12 protein-coding genes and 2 pseudogenes are annotated in these 14,113 nt (G+C 70.9%); 7 read left to right on the top strand and 7 right to left on the bottom strand.

The genetic code is table 11. The annotated features are described in order from the left end of the window. Nucleotides 1–24: 24 nt before the first annotated feature. Both BFF78_RS41195 and BFF78_RS41190 read right to left on the bottom strand, forming a co-directional pair. Nucleotides 25–1,005, bottom strand: a complete 981-nt coding sequence (locus tag BFF78_RS41195) for a DUF1259 domain-containing protein (RefSeq protein ID WP_079161692.1) — start codon at nt 1,003–1,005, stop codon at nt 25–27. A 214-nt stretch (nt 1,006–1,219) separates the two neighbouring features. Continuing rightward, nucleotides 1,220–1,813 carry a helix-turn-helix domain-containing protein gene (locus BFF78_RS41190; protein ID WP_069783136.1) on the bottom strand — a complete coding sequence of 198 codons (594 nt, stop codon included), beginning with the start codon at nt 1,811–1,813 and terminating at the stop codon, nt 1,220–1,222. A 106-nt stretch (nt 1,814–1,919) separates the two neighbouring features. On the opposite strand from BFF78_RS41190, the gene BFF78_RS41185 reads away from it, so the two are divergent. The 4 genes from BFF78_RS41185 to pqqE all read left to right on the top strand — a co-directional run bounded on the left by BFF78_RS41185 (nt 1,920) and on the right by pqqE (nt 6,205). Further along, nucleotides 1,920–3,311, top strand: a complete 1,392-nt coding sequence (locus BFF78_RS41185; protein ID WP_069783135.1) for an MFS transporter — start codon at nt 1,920–1,922, stop codon at nt 3,309–3,311. Between the two features lie 667 nt (nt 3,312–3,978). Then, entirely contained in the window at nt 3,979–4,137 is a 159-nt protein-coding gene (locus BFF78_RS46585) for a hypothetical protein (RefSeq protein WP_159033147.1), read from the top strand. Continuing rightward, nucleotides 4,122–4,811: a pyrroloquinoline-quinone synthase PqqC gene (gene pqqC, locus BFF78_RS41180; protein WP_069783134.1), complete on the top strand. Its 690-nt coding sequence runs from the start codon at nt 4,122–4,124 to the stop codon at nt 4,809–4,811. Before BFF78_RS46585 ends, pqqC begins: the two co-directional genes overlap by 16 nt. Then, nucleotides 4,808–6,205, top strand: coding sequence for a pyrroloquinoline quinone biosynthesis protein PqqE (pqqE, locus tag BFF78_RS41175; protein ID WP_227026075.1), 1,398 nt, complete (start codon nt 4,808–4,810; stop codon nt 6,203–6,205). Before pqqC ends, pqqE begins: the two co-directional genes overlap by 4 nt. A gap of 37 nt (nt 6,206–6,242) precedes the next feature. Here pqqE and BFF78_RS41170 read toward each other — a convergent pair whose 3' ends face one another. The 3 genes from BFF78_RS41170 to BFF78_RS41160 form a co-directional block, all read right to left on the bottom strand. Next, entirely contained in the window at nt 6,243–7,784 is a 1,542-nt protein-coding gene (locus BFF78_RS41170) for an outer membrane protein assembly factor BamB family protein (RefSeq protein ID WP_159033146.1), read from the bottom strand. 784 nt (nt 7,785–8,568) lie between these two features. Beyond that, complete coding sequence (locus BFF78_RS41165; protein ID WP_069783132.1) at nt 8,569–8,808, bottom strand: hypothetical protein; 240 nt, start codon at nt 8,806–8,808, stop codon at nt 8,569–8,571. A 106-nt stretch (nt 8,809–8,914) separates the two neighbouring features. After that, nucleotides 8,915–10,189, bottom strand: a complete 1,275-nt coding sequence (locus BFF78_RS41160; RefSeq protein ID WP_069783131.1) for a phosphatase PAP2 family protein — start codon at nt 10,187–10,189, stop codon at nt 8,915–8,917. A gap of 1,014 nt (nt 10,190–11,203) precedes the next feature. Between BFF78_RS41160 and BFF78_RS46580 the strand changes: the two genes are divergently transcribed. The 3 genes and pseudogenes from BFF78_RS46580 (at nt 11,204) to BFF78_RS41140 (ending at nt 13,322) form a co-directional block, all read left to right on the top strand. After that, a complete protein-coding gene (locus BFF78_RS46580) occupies nt 11,204–11,713 on the top strand; it encodes a hypothetical protein (RefSeq protein ID WP_069783129.1) in 510 nt (169 codons plus the stop codon). Between the two features lie 42 nt (nt 11,714–11,755). Further along, nucleotides 11,756–12,168 (top strand): annotated as a pseudogene (locus BFF78_RS44235) (YciI family protein). Between the two features lie 8 nt (nt 12,169–12,176). Continuing rightward, nucleotides 12,177–13,322 carry an RNA polymerase sigma factor gene (locus tag BFF78_RS41140; RefSeq protein WP_069783127.1) on the top strand — a complete coding sequence of 382 codons (1,146 nt, stop codon included), beginning with the start codon at nt 12,177–12,179 and terminating at the stop codon, nt 13,320–13,322. Nucleotides 13,323–13,410: 88 nt separating this feature from the next. Here the strand turns inward: BFF78_RS41140 and BFF78_RS45110 are convergent, their stop codons facing one another. Continuing rightward, nucleotides 13,411–13,716: a hypothetical protein gene (locus tag BFF78_RS45110; RefSeq protein ID WP_193433704.1), complete on the bottom strand. Its 306-nt coding sequence runs from the start codon at nt 13,714–13,716 to the stop codon at nt 13,411–13,413. Between the two features lie 49 nt (nt 13,717–13,765). Beyond that, nucleotides 13,766–14,029 (bottom strand): annotated as a pseudogene (locus BFF78_RS45105) (DUF2231 domain-containing protein); the annotation flags it as partial. Nucleotides 14,030–14,113: the final 84 nt, after the last annotated feature.

Genomic DNA, 14,113 nt, shown 5'->3' with positions numbered 1-14,113 from the left:
CGCGATGCTCTGGTTCGGGTCGAGTCAGTGACCGGCGGCGAGGTTGGTGGCCGCGCCGGCCGTCCGGAGGGTGCGGGCCAGGGATACGGCGTGGCCGACGGCCCAGAGGTGGAGGTAGAAGAGGCGGGGGCTGTCACTCAGAGCGTGATTGTGCAACTCGACGACCTTGACACCGCCGTGCCTCAGGGCCTTGATGACCCGCTGGACCTCATCGGCGGTCAGGACGAAGTCCCCGCTCACCGCGGCACGGCCGTTCCCCACGGAGTGGAAGGTGAAGGAGGTCGTCACACCCATGGCCGGCGGCACCACGCGGTCGTCGTCGCCGATGGTCTCCTTGCGGGCGAAGGAGAAGCGGTAGCCGTCCTGGCTCACGCCCTTCGCGCCGAGCGCGGCGTCGATCGCGGCGGTGTCCAGACCGGCCGGAGGTGTCCTGTCAGGGTCCCGGGGCCCGGGGGTGGCGGTGGCGTCCAGGCAGGCTCGCATGGCGGAGGCCAGGGCCACCGGGTCGGTGGAGACGCCCCGGACGTGCGTCCACCACAGCGTGGGCCGGTGGGCGAGCAGATGTTTGTGGATCGCGGACTGTTCCAGGCCGTGGGCCTGGATGGCGTCGGTGACCCACTGCAGCTCGGCCTCGGTGGCGACCACGTCGCCCATGAACATCGTGCGGCCGTCAGGGTAACGGGCGAACGCCGCGTACGACGCCTCCACCAGGCCGCTGACCCCATACGAGGACAGGTTCAGGTCGTACCGGGGAAACGTGGCCCGGTACACGAGGCCGTCCACGCCCAACTGCCCAGCCCTGCCCAGCCCCTTGGCCACGGGCTGCCAGTCCGCCGGGCGCGTCACCAGGGGGTGCTGCAGCGACCCGGGGACTGCACCGCGCATGTCCCGGGCGCCGGTCAGAGCCTGTGCCACGGGGGCCTCGGTCAGGGCGGAGGCCAGTGCGCCGCCCCCGACGAGGAAGCCACGCCGCGATGTCCGAAGCGTGCTGCGGTCTGGCTTCATGCGCCGTCCCCTTGTTCTCCGGCCGATTGTTCGGGCCAGACCGGGATAGCGGCTTTTGCCGCCCGGGTGTGGGCGACACGACCGGGTTTCGCCTGGTCGTGGGAGACCGGGTACGGCGTTCTGCGCCCTCGTGGGGCGCAGAAGGAGTTTGCCGACTCCGACGCGATCAGCGGCTGGGGGGCCGCGGTCACCGTCCGCGGTGAGGTGCGTGCCGTCACGGTTGCGGTGCGGCGGCCGACGGCGACGGTCTCGTCCGTACGACGGCTTGGTCCCCTCGTGGTCCGAACAGGTGCAGGATCTCCACCGGGCGCGCGTCGGCCGGACCGAACCAGTGCGGCTGCTTGGTGTCGAACTCGGCGACTTCGCCGGGCCGGAGAGTGCATTCACGGTCTCCCAGAACGAGGCGCAGCTCGCCGGCGAGGACGTAGAGCCACTCGTAGCCTTCGTGGCTCACCAGCCTCGGCTCGCGAGGGGCCAGTACGTGCTTGAAGACCTGTACGCGGCCCGGGTACTGCGTCAGCGGCACGAGAACGCTGCCGTGGCTCTTGCGCAGGGGCGTGAGATGGACCCGGGGGTCACCCGTGGCCGGCGCGTCCACCAGCTGGTCGAGTGCCACGCGATGCGCACGCGCGAGCGGGATCAGCAGGTCCAGCGTCGGGCGCCGCTTGCCCGATTCGAGACGGGACAGCGTGCTCACCGAGAGCCCGGTGGCGGCCGCCAGCGCCTCCAGCGTCAGTCCGCGGTCCCGGCGCAGCGTACGCAGCCGCGGCCCGATGGCATCCAGTATCCCCTGCAGTTCCGTGTCCACACGGTCCAGTGTCCGATCCTTTGCGGTCTTCGCAAAGACGCTCGTCGGCGGTCGCCGTCCTGCCCGAGCCTGGCCAGGCAGTGTTCCCGAGATGAAAAGGCAGGTCATGACCGCCACAACGACTCGTCCCGTTCCCCCCGTTCTGAGCGCGCGCAGGCGCTGGACGGTGCTGGCCGTCTGCTGCCTGAGCATGTTTCTGGTCGGGCTGGACACCACCATCGTCAACGTGGGACTGCCGGCCATCGGGCGTGCCCTGGGTGTCGGGACCCGAAGTCTTGAATGGACCGTGGACGCCTACACCATCGTCCTGGCCGGTCTGCTGATCTCCTCCGGCGCGCTGGCCGACCGGTTCGGGCGCCGGCGCGTCTTCCAGTGGGGGCTGGCCTTGTTCGGTGCGGCCTCGCTGCTCTGCGCGACGGCTCCCTCGGTGGGCGCACTCGTCGCGGCCCGCGCGGTGCAGGGCGTCGGCGCCTCGATGCTCAGTCCCGTGGCTCTGGCGATCGTGGTCAACGCCATGCCCGACCCGCGGGAGCGGGCGCAGGCCATCGGCATCTGGGCATCGGTGTTCGGGCTCAGCATGGCCGTCGGTCCGGTCACGGGCGGCGGGCTCGTCGCAGCGCTCGGCTGGCGGGCGCTGTTCTGGATCAACGCTCCGGTCATCGCGGCCGCCCTGGTACTCAGCGCGGTGTTCGTGCCCGAGTCCCGGGGACCGCGGGCGCGGCGACTCGACCTTCGGGGGCAGGTTCTCCTCACCGCGCTCATCGCTGTCTGTGTCGGCGTCCTCATCGAGGGGCCGCACATCGGCTGGACATCACCGGCGGCGTCGGCCGCCTACGGCTTCACCGCTCTGATGACGGCGGGGTTCGTGTGGGTGGAGCGCCGTCGGCCCGAACCCCTCATGGACCTGCGGCTCTTCCGCAGTCCTGTGTTCAGCGGGGCGGTTCTGGGCGCCGTGGCGGTCTTCGTCGCCCTGAACGTGACGCTACTGCTCAACACCCTCTACCTCCAGCACACCCGGGGGTTCACACCGTTGGCCGCCGGGGCGGCGACCCTGCCCATGGCCGTCGGAGCGACGCTGTGCGCACCGTGGTCCGGCCGGCTGGTCGGTCGTATCGGACCCCGGCTGCCTCTCACCCTGGCCGGCGGTTTCATCACGGCGGGCGCCCTGTGCCTGGTGGGACTCGATCGACACACGGGCCTGTCTGTTCTCCTTCTCGCCTATCTGCTGATCGGCATCGGGTTCGGCTTCGCCAACGCGCCGATCACCAACACCGCGGTCAGTGGGCTGCCTCCGGCCCGGGCCGGCGTGGCCGGCGCGATCACGTCCACGGCACGCCAGCTCGGCTCGGCGCTCGGCATCGCCCTCGCCGGCGGCCTCGTGGCGAACAGCACCCCGGCCGCTCTTGCCCACGACTCTCGCCCGGGTTGGATCCTGGTCGCCGCCTGTGGACTCCTGCTGTTGCCGTTGGCCCACGCCTCGCGAAGCGACCGTCGATGACGACGAGTTCATGCAGGTGACCAGCGGTCTGCGCGGTGTCGGAGCCGAGGAAGTGATCACGAGCCGGCTGCGGCGTGCGCGGGGCCGGCCGGCTCTCCGGTGTGACCGGCTGAGCGGTAAGGCTCGGGATTGCGAGTACGCCATCATGCCGCTGCGGTCGACGTGGAGGACGGCTTTCATGGCGCGGCGCACGTCGTGCCCGGACAGGCGGCCGATGACCACGCGTCTGCCTGCTCCGGGCGGCGACCCGGTCAGATGCCGACCTGCGCCGAACCGGACGCGCACACGGGCGGGCGCGGACTGCGAACCGGGCGGGCCCACCGTCCCTGAGGGCGGTCGAGGAGATCGCGAATCCTGGGGCGCCTGCTGAACCGGCCGACCGCCCGCCTACGTGGCGGCCCTCCCCGCGGAAGCCGCCCACCTGGAGAAACCGCTGAACCGCGCCGCGGCCACGTTCGCGCGGTGGGCGCGAGCACGCGGAGCCCTGCGCTGCGGCAGGCACACGACCCGTCGAACGCTCCGCCCCGGATGGAGGGCCCCGTCACCCGTTCGAGGGTGCTGGACCGGCGGCCGGGCGCGAGGGGTCGTAGCGTCCTGCCGAGAGGACGCGTCCCGCACCGGAAGGCCCGCGGGTCCGCCGCCGCCCCGCTCCCCCAAGGAGGCACCTGTGACCGCCACCCCCACACGGCGACCCGCCGCCACCGCGCCCCCGCTCCGGCCGGCCGCCGCCAAACCCGCCTGGTCGGCTCCGGTGGTGGAGTGCCACCGCACCGGCGCCGAGGTCACCGCCTACGCCGGGCAGACCGCCCCATGGCGCAACCGCTGACCCGCGAACGGTTCGCGGCCAGGCTGTACGACCTGCGCGGACGGTACTGGGACGGCCATCCGTTCCACCAGCGCCTGCACTCCGGTGGCTGCACGCCGCCGGAGTTGCGGCGCTGGGTCGCCAACCGCTGGTACTACCAGCTCTGTCTCACCCGCAAGAACGCCGCGATCATCGCCAACTGCCCGCTGCCGGAGGTCCGCCGGACCTGGGCCGAGCGGCTCGGCCAGCAGGACGGTCCCAACGGCGGCGAGGGCGGGCTGGCCGACTGGCTGGTGCTCGCCGAGGCGGTCGGCCTGGACCGCGCCGAGGTCCTCGACGAGCGGCACGTCGCCCGCGGGGTGCGCTTCGCCGTCGACGGCTACCTGCACTTCTGCCAGACCAGACCGTGGACGGAAGGAGTGGCGGCGGCGCTCACCGAGATGTTCTCGCCCGACCACATGGCCGCCCGCGTCACCGCCTGGCGCCGCCACTACGAGTGGATCGACCCGGCCGGCTACGTCTACTTCGAGCACCGCATCCCCGTCGCCCGCAAGGACAGCGCCCGTACGCTCGATCTCGTCCTGGACCACTGTGTCACCGCCGAGCAGCAGCAGGCCGCGCTCGGCGCCCTTGCCTTCAAGTGCGATGTGCTCAACGCCATGCTGGACGCGGTCGACTACGGAGCCGTCCGGTGAGTACCGCCGCCCCCGCCATGACCCCCGGCCTGCGCAAAGGTGTGCGGCTGGTGCACGACCGGGTCCGGAACCAGGCCGCGCTGGTCTACCCCGAGGGCGTACTGCTGCTCAACGCGAGCGCCGCCGCCGTACTGCGGCACTGCGACGGACGCCGGGACGCGCGCGGGGTCACCGCCCGGCTGTGCGACGAGTACGACGGGGTGGACGGCGAGCAGGTCGGCGCGCTGCTCACCGACCTCGCCGAGCGGCGGCTGCTCACCCTGGACGGCACCGGCACGCCCGTCCTCCCCGTCGACGCCGCCGGCCCGTCCGGCACCGCCGTACGCACCCCCGCCCCGCTCGGCCTGATCGCCGAACTCACCTACCGCTGCCCCCTCCAGTGCACCTACTGCGCGAACCCTCTCGAACTCGACCGCTACCGCGACGAGTTGACCACCGACGGGTGGCTGCGGATTCTCGACCAGGCACGGGGACTGGGCGTGCTCCAGGTCCACCTCACCGGCGGCGAACCGCTGCTGCGCCGCGATCTGACGGTCCTCATCGACCGGGCCCGCAGTCTGGGTCTTTACACCAACCTGGTCACCAGCGGCATCCCGCTGGCCGCCGGACGGGCCGCCGAACTCGCCGAAGCGGGACTGGACCATGTGCAGCTCTCGCTCCAGGACGCCGACGCGGACCGCGCCGACGCCGTCGCCGGGCTGGCCGCGCACGACAGGAAGCTCACCGCGGCACGGCACTTCACCGACGCCGGTCTGCCGCTGACCATCAACGCCGTGCTGCACCGGGGCAATCTGGCCCGCCTCGGCGATCTCGCCGACCAGGCGGTCGCGCTGGGCGCCGACCGGGTCGAACTCGCGCACACCCAGTACTACGGCTGGGCCTGGCGCAATCGCGCCCACCTCGCGCCCGGCGAGGAGCAGGTCCGGCAGGCCGAGCTCGACGTCGCCGCGGCCCGGGAGCGCCACGGCGGGCGGATCGAGATCGTCCACGTCGCCGCCGACCACCACGGCGGCGTCGTCAAGCCGTGCATGAACGGCTGGGGAGAGCGCCAGCTGGTCGTCGCGCCCAACGGCGACGTGCTGCCCTGCCTCGCCGCCGCCCAGCTGCCCGGTCTGCCGGTGCCCAGCGCGGTCACCGAGGACCTGGCGGCGATCTGGTACGACTCCCCCGCCTTCAACCGGTTCCGGGGCACCGCCTGGATGCAGGAGCCGTGCCGCAGCTGCCCGCTACGCGAGGTGGACCACGGCGGCTGCCGCTGCCAGGCCTTCCAGTTCACCGGCGACCCGGCCGCCACCGACCCGGCATGCCGCCTCTCGCCGCACCACCACCTGGTCACCGACCAGGTGGTGGTCGCCGATTCCGCCTCCGCCCCCGCGCCCAGACGCTTCCGCTGATCCGACGTCCAGGACGTCCAGGACCCCGAGGGGCCGGTTACGCGCTGCCGAAGGCCACCAGGTGGCCGTCCCGGGTCCCCACGTAGACCCGGCCGCCGTCCGTGGCCGGGACCACGAACTTGGCCGCCGTGCCGATCGGGAAGGAACGGCGCAGGTGCATGACGCCGCCCACCGGCACCGCGTCGTAGACCCGCAGCTCGCCGCCGACACCACCGGGGCCGGATCCGGACCAGACCGCCCAGACCAGCGCGGAGCCGCCGGCCGTTCCGTTGGAGGTGACCGCGGGCGAACCGGAGCCATAGCCGAAGCCCTCGTTGCTGATGCCCACGCTGGTCAGGGTCGGAATGCCGGAGCTGTTCACCCCGAACTTCAGTGCGCGCAGCGGCGAACGGCCGTTGCCGGTATCGGTGGCCACGGTGTACACGTAGCCTCCGCCACCGCCCCAGACGGCGGGGTGGCCCCAGACGCCCTCGAACGGTCCGGCCATGCTCACCGGTTTGTCCGTGCCGTTCGGGCCCTGGCCCATGCCGCCCAGGTTGTCCCGGTCGAGCAGGAAGACCCGGCCGTCCTTGCCGACCTGGACGAGCAGGTGCGGATGCGCGGAGGTGCCGAAGCCGTCGGGGAGCGCGACCGGTCCGCCGGAGCCGAGGTCGGTGTCGTTGGTGTCCAGTGTCCGGTTGTTGGCCGGGCTGAAGAAGTCCCGGGCCGAGAGACTGCCGTCGCTGTTCACGCCGAGCCGGACCACCGACTCGCCGAGCTGGCCGGGTGGCCTGTTGCCCGGGCCCTGGCTCGGCGAGGCACCTGTGCCGGCGCCGTTGCCGGTGGTGAGGATGATCCGGCCGGAGCCGTCCGAGACCAGCCCGCCGCCGCTCTGCCAGATACCGGCCTCCCGGGTGTCGGAGCCGGCCTCGGTGGACCACAGGGTCAGGCCGCGGGTGTCGATCTTCACTCCGGCCACCTGGCCGACGAAGGGGCCGGTGTCGCAGTAGGAGGCGAAGCCCGCGTACACCCAGCCGTTCAGCAGCAGCAGGCCCGGGCGCTGCAAGGCGGTGAGCGCGTTGAACGGGTGGCCGGGGCTGTTGGTCGGCGTGCCCTGGATCTGCACCGGCCAGCCCGCGCGCTCGGCGCCGGTGGAGGCGCTCATCGCGTGGAAGTACCAGTGCGGGTGCTGTACGTCCGCGCCGTCGTTGACCTTGCTGGTGAGGAAGACGGTGTTGGACGACGGGTCGTACACCGGGGTGGAGGTGATTCCGTTGTGCGCCGCGGGGTCGTTGCAGTTGACCGTCGAGGTGGGCCAGGACGGGCCGAGCTGGCGGGTCCAGTTCGTCACCCCGGTGACGGCGTCGATGCCGTAGACGTAGTTGTTCTCGGTGGCGACGACCACGTTCTTGCCGGTGACCAGCGGCTGGGCCAGCACCGAGCCGTTGACCGGAGTGGACCAGCGCCGTCCGAAGCTCGACGAGGACACCCGAGCCGGCGACAGGTTCGGCTCGTTCGCGTCCCACCCCGTGCGCTTGTTGTTCAGCGAGATGGTGGAGTCGATGGCCTGCGCCTGGGAGGCGAGCCCGAGCAGCAGCAAGCCCGCCACCCCGGTGCACTTCAGCCGCAGCAGCCCCCGTCTGCCTTTCCTTGCTCCGGTTCGTCGGTTCAGAGGTGACGTGCGTCGTGTCATGTGGATCCGCCCTGGTCTCCGGTCGCGTGGCCGCTCAAATCCGGCCGACGCCGATTGTCATGACCCACACTCAGGTGACGGGGCAACCAGCTCGCGGCACGACGACGGATTCATTCCCAGGGAGCAACAGATACGCCCAGGGTCCCTGTCCGCGTCCTCCCGTGAAACGGATGTGAGGTGGTGCTGGACCAGCGAGCCCGAGAGCCGGTCGGTCACCGGAAGCGATCGATGAGCGGGGGACGGATTTTTCGGTGGTGCGGTGGTGGGGTGGCGCGAGGTCGCTGCGGTGAGCTGGGCTTGAGGGGGTGTTCCCCGGGGGCGGGGATACGGCTCCCGCACATCCCCAGAAAACCAGCGCAGTCCGGACGGCCGGACACTCGCCTTGACGGAGTCGGACCTTCCGGCGAACGAGACCGGAGTCCTCCTGATGAGCGACCGTCGCGACGCGGTCTACCACCGTATGTGCGAGGCGACCACCAGGTGATCGACACGAAGCAATGGCTCAAGTTCGTCGGAAAGATCTCCCCCTTTCGACGCCCGTGCGGCTCGTGACCGATGCCGGGAGCGGCCAAAAGGCCCTCAAGCTCACGGGAGTTCGGGCGCTCTTCGGGGCCGCCGCCGGTCAGTTGCCCCCAGGCCAGGGACGAGAATGTGCTCCTGGCCAAGGAGAACCGATCCCGCCAGGTATGGCCTACCAGCCCATGTCCCCGGCGACCTCTCGTCGAGCTGCGGCGATCTCCTCGGCAGTGCAGCTCGCCAAGTCGGCATCGGCGGCCCACTCCATCCGCGAAAGCAGGTCGGCAAGCGCCTGCTTCTGGGCCGGGTGAGTGACCGGCACGGCGTCCAGGTCGGTGTTCGCCAGCCAGTCGAACAGCACGATGGCGTCCGCGCGCCACAGACGCACGGACACGGTCGGGAGATCATCTTCCATACGGCAAGTCTGCCCGCACAGACTCCCCGGTCCGGGCAGACCTGCACCCTCAACGCCGCCGTCGCGGCCGGCACCCGCCTGATGCCGCCCTCGTTGCGGTTCCGTCTCAAACGGGTTCGGGTAGTGGTTGTTCCGGTTGCCGCACTGGCGCAGCCTCCGGTTGCCACAGGTTGGTGGTCCGTATGTAGCCATGGATCACTGACGCCATCGCCAGAAGGAGAAGTGGTCCAAACAGCCAGGGATACTCGGCCATCTGCACCGGCAGATAGCGATACGACACCAGGAGTGCGGCGAAGACCGTTGCGCCGTGGGCGACCAACTGGGTTGCCGAACGATCCCAGCCACGTTCGAGTGAGCGCAGAGCTGCTTCGATCGTGAGCGTGAACACCACGCCGGCGACGAGATCGACGCCGTAGTGGTAGCCGAATCCCAGGGTTGCGCTGAGCGTGGCAATCAGCCAGAAAGCGCCTGCGAAGCGCAGAATCCGTGGACCCTTGCGGGAATGAATGAAGATTGCGGTAGCCCAGGCTGTGTGCAGACTGGGCATGCAGTTGCGTGGGGTGATCTCGTCGAACAGCATCGGGTGCGGGGCATGGATCGGCGGCGGCGTGTCCGGCCACACGCTGGCCACCGCCCAGTGCCCGCCTTCGGCACCGTAGGCGAAGACCGGTCCGACGACGGGGAAGAACATGTAGATGCCCGGCCCGAGGAGGCCGATGACCAGAAAGGTGCGCACCAGATGGTGGCTCGGGAATCGGCGCTCGACCGCCACGTTGCGCAGCTGGTACATCGCGACGACGACCGCGGCCACGGCAAGCTGAATGTAGACGTAGTCGAGAACATGGGCGCCGATCGGCCCGGTGGCCCTGACAATCCGGCCTGCCAGCCACGACGGGTTGCCCAGCGCGTGATCGGCGGTTGCCACGTACTGGTCGAGCACCGCCGGGCGGGTCTTCGACGTGATGAGCAGCCAGGTATCGCCGGCTTTGCGGCCGGTCACCAGTAGCAGGCCCAGCCCGACGCCCTGCAACAGCAGGACTCGTTCGCGACCCGTACGGCGCGTGATCGCAATGACCGCACAGCCCAGAATCACCCACAACGCGCCGTTGCCGAAGGGGTGGCCGTCGGTGATCTTCACGTCGGCGGCCCACCGCACCAGGAAGATAACGATGTCGATGCCGACCGCGACGCCAAGGGCGATGAACCGTTGCCGCCAGGTGAGCACCACCATCGTCAACGCCATGCTGGCGTACAGCAGGAAACCCGATTTGGGCGGGAATATCACCTCTCGCATCTGGTTGGTGATCGGTCCCGGCAGGCCGTAGCAACGCGCGGCGATCTCCAGCGTGATGAGGAATCCGAGGGCCGCCACACCCAGCATGGCCCACAGCAGCGCCCGCGGTTGGCGCCACGCGGCGAGCCTGGGTCTGCAGTCTTTTCGCGAAAACACCCGCGACGCTATAGGTATCAATTGTCTGGTCGATTTGTTAGTTGTCGGTTGAACAGGTCGCTTTTCGTGCCGGACAGGATGGCTTTCCAGTGAAGGACGAGCGATGAGGGCGCTCGACATGAGTTCGATCATGCTATCGGAACGGTGCGGGTGGGATCGCTGGTCACGGTGATACGAAGGTCGATCCGGGCTGCGGGGTGGTGTTCCCGCCGGCGAACAGCAGCAGGCGACATGGCAGTCACTGTGGGAGCGCCGCACTGGGCACGGATGCGGGCACCGGGGGGCGGGTCTCGCAGGCCCATCCCCGGCATCTGGGCGTGCGTCAGGCCCTCGACGTCCCGGACGCGGAAGGCGAGTTGCCCTCCTATGTGCCGCGGGACAATGATCTCGACCGGCGCGGCCTTCGCTCCCGGCTCAAGGAGGCCGCCGTAGCGGGCGGCTTCGTCCTCGTGGTGGGACAGTCTTGTTCCGGCAAGACCCGGTCGGCCTACGAGGCGTTGGCCGCGGTGCTGCCCGACTGGCAACTCGTGCACCCCCATCCCCGCGCGCTGCACGAGTTGACGGACACCCTGAAGCCACGAACCGCCCTGGCCGGGCCGGACGGGCTGACCGCGGCCATGGTGCGTGCGACGCGGCAAGGGCCCGGTCCCGTGGTGTGGGTGGCGACCCTGTGGCCGAACCGGAACGACCACTACACGGCCGAGCCGGACGCGGAAGCGCCTGACTTCCTGGCGTACGAGCGAGAGCTGCTGCGGCTTGCCGATGTCGTCAGCCTGCCGACGGAACTGACCGCTGCCGAGCAGCACCGTGCCCGGGCGAGATCCGGTGCGCCGGAAAGTGTCTGCGTCAGCCCGAAATCGCCCCTGGTGAACAAGGCCGTACGGATACGTCCAAGCGGTCCTCGTCGCGGCGGCCGACGCCGTCTGGCACGGCATGTGGTCATCCATGTCGAAGGAGTTCCTGCGGCAGGCAGCCCCGGCCTACTTCGCACAGCCACCAGGCAGGGCCCCGGCCGACTGGCTGGAACAGGCCCTGGACTATCTGCAGCGGCCGCAGGCGGGAGCCGTGGCGGCCCCGAACCGGGCGGCGCATCATCCCTCCGGCTTCAGGCCCGGCAAGGACTACGAGGTGCACGGCTTCCTCGTCTCCTACATCGGCCTGAGGCTACGGACCAAACCGGTGCCGGAGACGTTGTGGAGCGCCCTGTGCGCGCATGTCCGCCGGGAGGAGGACCCGCGCAGGATCGCGCGTACCGCCGATGCCGAAATGCGGCCCAGCCGTATGTCGCTGTACCGGCGCCTGGCCGACGCGGACGACACGGCCGGCGCTTACCAGGGGCAGCTTCCGCCTCTACGACTGCGGCGGCAAGGGCTGACCCGAGTCCGGGCGTCAAACTTCGTAGAGCGTGCGGACGGCGATGTCGAGAACCCGTGGCCGGCTCCGTCCCCGTGGTGAAGGCGACCATAATGGGTCGCACCAGCACCGAGGAGAGCCACGATGGCCAAGTACCTGCTGCTCAAGCACTACCGCGGCGCCCCGGCTTCGGTCAATGACGTTCCCATGGACCAGTGGACGCCGGAGGAGATCTCGGCCCACGTGCAGTACATGCGCGATTTCGCGGCCCGCCTCGAGGAGACCGGCGAGTTCGTCGACAGCCAGGCGCTCGCCCCCGGGGGGACGTGGGTCCGGTACGACGGCGAGGGGCGCCCGCCGGTGACCGACGGCCCGTTCGCCGAGACCAAGGACCTCATCGCGGGCTGGATGGTGATCGACGTCGACAGCCACGAGCGGGCCCTCGAGCTGGCCGGGGAACTGTCGGCCGCCCCGGGGCCGGCGGGAAGCCGATCCACGAGTGGCTCGAGCTGCGCCCGTTCCTCGGCGGGCACGAGCACTGCACCGCCACGGAGTGACCTCGTCGATGAACGAGGCGCTGCTCCGGGGCCTCACTCCGAGCGTGCTCGCCGTCCTCGTCCGCCGCGGAGCCGATTTCGCGGCGGCCGAGGACGCCGTACAGGACGCGCTCATCGAGGCACTGCGCGTCTGGCCTACCGATCCGCCGCGGGATGCGAAGGGCTGGCTGGTCACCGTGGCCTGGCGCCGGTTCCTCGACGCCACCAGGGCGGACGCCGCCCGCCGCCGGCGTGAGGACCTCGTCGACGAGGAGCCGGCGCCCGGTCCCGCGACCGCGGTGGACGACACGCTCCAGCTCTACTTCCTGTGCGCCCACCCGTCGCTGACGCCGGCCTCCGCGGTCGCGCTCACGCTGCGCGCAGTCGGCGGGCTCACCACCCGCCAGATCGCCCAGGCCTACCTGGTGCCCGAGGCGACGATGGCCCAGCGGATCAGCCGGGCCAAGCGCACCGTCTCCGGCGTGCGGTTCGACCAGCCCGGCGATGTGGCCACCGTGCTGCGCGTCCTGTACCTGGTCTTCAACGAGGGCTACTCCGGCGACGTGGACCTCGCTGCCGAGGCCATCCGGCTCACCCGGCAGCTCGCGGCCCACATCGACCACCCCGAGGTGGCGGGGCTGCTTGCCCTCATGCTGCTCCACCACGCCCGGCGCGCCGCCCGGACCGCGCCCGACGGCAGCCTGGTGCCGCTCGCCGAGCAGGACCGGTGCCGGTGGGACACGCGCCTGATCGCCGAGGGCGTCGGGATCCTGCAGGCGGCCCTCGCCCACGACCGGCTGGGCGAGTTCCAGGCCCAGGCGGCCATCGCGGCACTCCACGCCGACGCGCGCACTGCCGAGGAGACCGACTGGGTGCAGATCGTCGAGTGGTACGACGAGCTCACGCGCCTGACCGACAGCCCGGTCGTCCGGCTCAACCGCGCGGTCGCCGTCGGCGAGGCCGACGGACCGCGCGCCGGCCTGACGGCACTCGCGGCGCTGGACCCCGCGCTGCCCCGCCACGCCGCGGTGGCGGCGTACCTCCACGAGCGCGACGGCGACCTGGTGACGGCGGCACAGTTGTACGCCGAAGCGGCCCACAAGGCACCCAACCTCGCCGAGCGCGACCACCTGACCCGTCAGGCCGCCCGGCTCAATGCCCGGCTGCGCCGCTGAGAGGTCGCGCTCCGGCCAACCGCATGACGTGCCGCGGCCGGCGGAAGCCTGGCCGGCAACACCGGGAAGGGCAGGGGCTGCGCCCGCGTCAGCTGCCGCCCACTCCCAGTGCCGCGAGCAGCACCAGGATCAGGGGCGCGGCGCCGAGCAGGCCATGGGCCGCCACCACGGGTACGGGCAGGTGCCGTTCTGCGGGCGTGGTCTCTTCGTGGGCGGTGGCCGGGGCGGCTGTGCGGTACACGGGGACCCAGCGGGCGAACATCGTGAAGCCGAGCAGCGCAACGGCGACGAGGATGCCGAAGGACGTCCATGCCAGCGCCGCACGGTCGGCAACCAGGTGGATGATCCAGACGACCAGTCCGGCCGCAGCGAGCAGGAAGTGGCCGAAGACCACGGGCGCCGGGAAGCGGGGCGGCCTGCACGGACTCCTCGGCCACGCGCACGCCGTAGCGGTAGGCGAGCTTGCCGCCGAGGTGGCCGGACAGGCCGAGAACGGCGAGCGAGACGGCGGAGAGGGCCAACTGCCCGTATCCGACGCCCTGTTCCTGCGGGTATCCGCCGCCCTGCCGCCAGGCGAAACCGGCCGCGTACGCAGCCGTCACGGCGAGGTTCAGGCCCATGTGCAGCAAGCCCGTGCGGAAGGCCGGAGTGCCGGTCGGGATACCGAACAGGTCGAGGAAGCCGAGGCAGGCCGCCGCCAGCGTCACACCCTCGGGTGATGCGTAACTCCTCGGGTGATGCGTAACGACTTTCCCAAGCTTCGTCGAAGTCGAGCTCTCGCACTTGTTAGG

The organism is Streptomyces fodineus (assembly GCF_001735805.1).
Taxonomy (GTDB): Bacteria; Actinomycetota; Actinomycetes; order Streptomycetales; family Streptomycetaceae; genus Streptomyces; species Streptomyces fodineus.
The sequence above is the reverse complement of the archived record's forward strand: the minus strand, read 5'-3'. Positions and strand labels throughout refer to the sequence as shown.

What these genes read in the sequence shown, in the direction of transcription:
- BFF78_RS41195 (WP_079161692.1), bottom strand. Translation starts at nt 1,005, where the DNA reads ATGAAGCCAGACCGCAGCACGCTTCGGACATCGCGGCGTGGCTTCCTC.
- BFF78_RS41185 (WP_069783135.1), top strand. Translation starts at nt 1,920, where the DNA reads ATGACCGCCACAACGACTCGTCCCGTTCCCCCCGTTCTGAGCGCGCGC.
- pqqC (WP_069783134.1), top strand. Translation starts at nt 4,122, where the DNA reads ATGGCGCAACCGCTGACCCGCGAACGGTTCGCGGCCAGGCTGTACGAC.
- BFF78_RS41165 (WP_069783132.1), bottom strand. Translation starts at nt 8,808, where the DNA reads ATGGAAGATGATCTCCCGACCGTGTCCGTGCGTCTGTGGCGCGCGGAC.
- BFF78_RS41160 (WP_069783131.1), bottom strand. Translation starts at nt 10,189, where the DNA reads ATGCTGGGTGTGGCGGCCCTCGGATTCCTCATCACGCTGGAGATCGCC.
- BFF78_RS46580 (WP_069783129.1), top strand. Translation starts at nt 11,204, where the DNA reads ATGTCGAAGGAGTTCCTGCGGCAGGCAGCCCCGGCCTACTTCGCACAG.
- BFF78_RS41140 (WP_069783127.1), top strand. Translation starts at nt 12,177, where the DNA reads ATGAACGAGGCGCTGCTCCGGGGCCTCACTCCGAGCGTGCTCGCCGTC.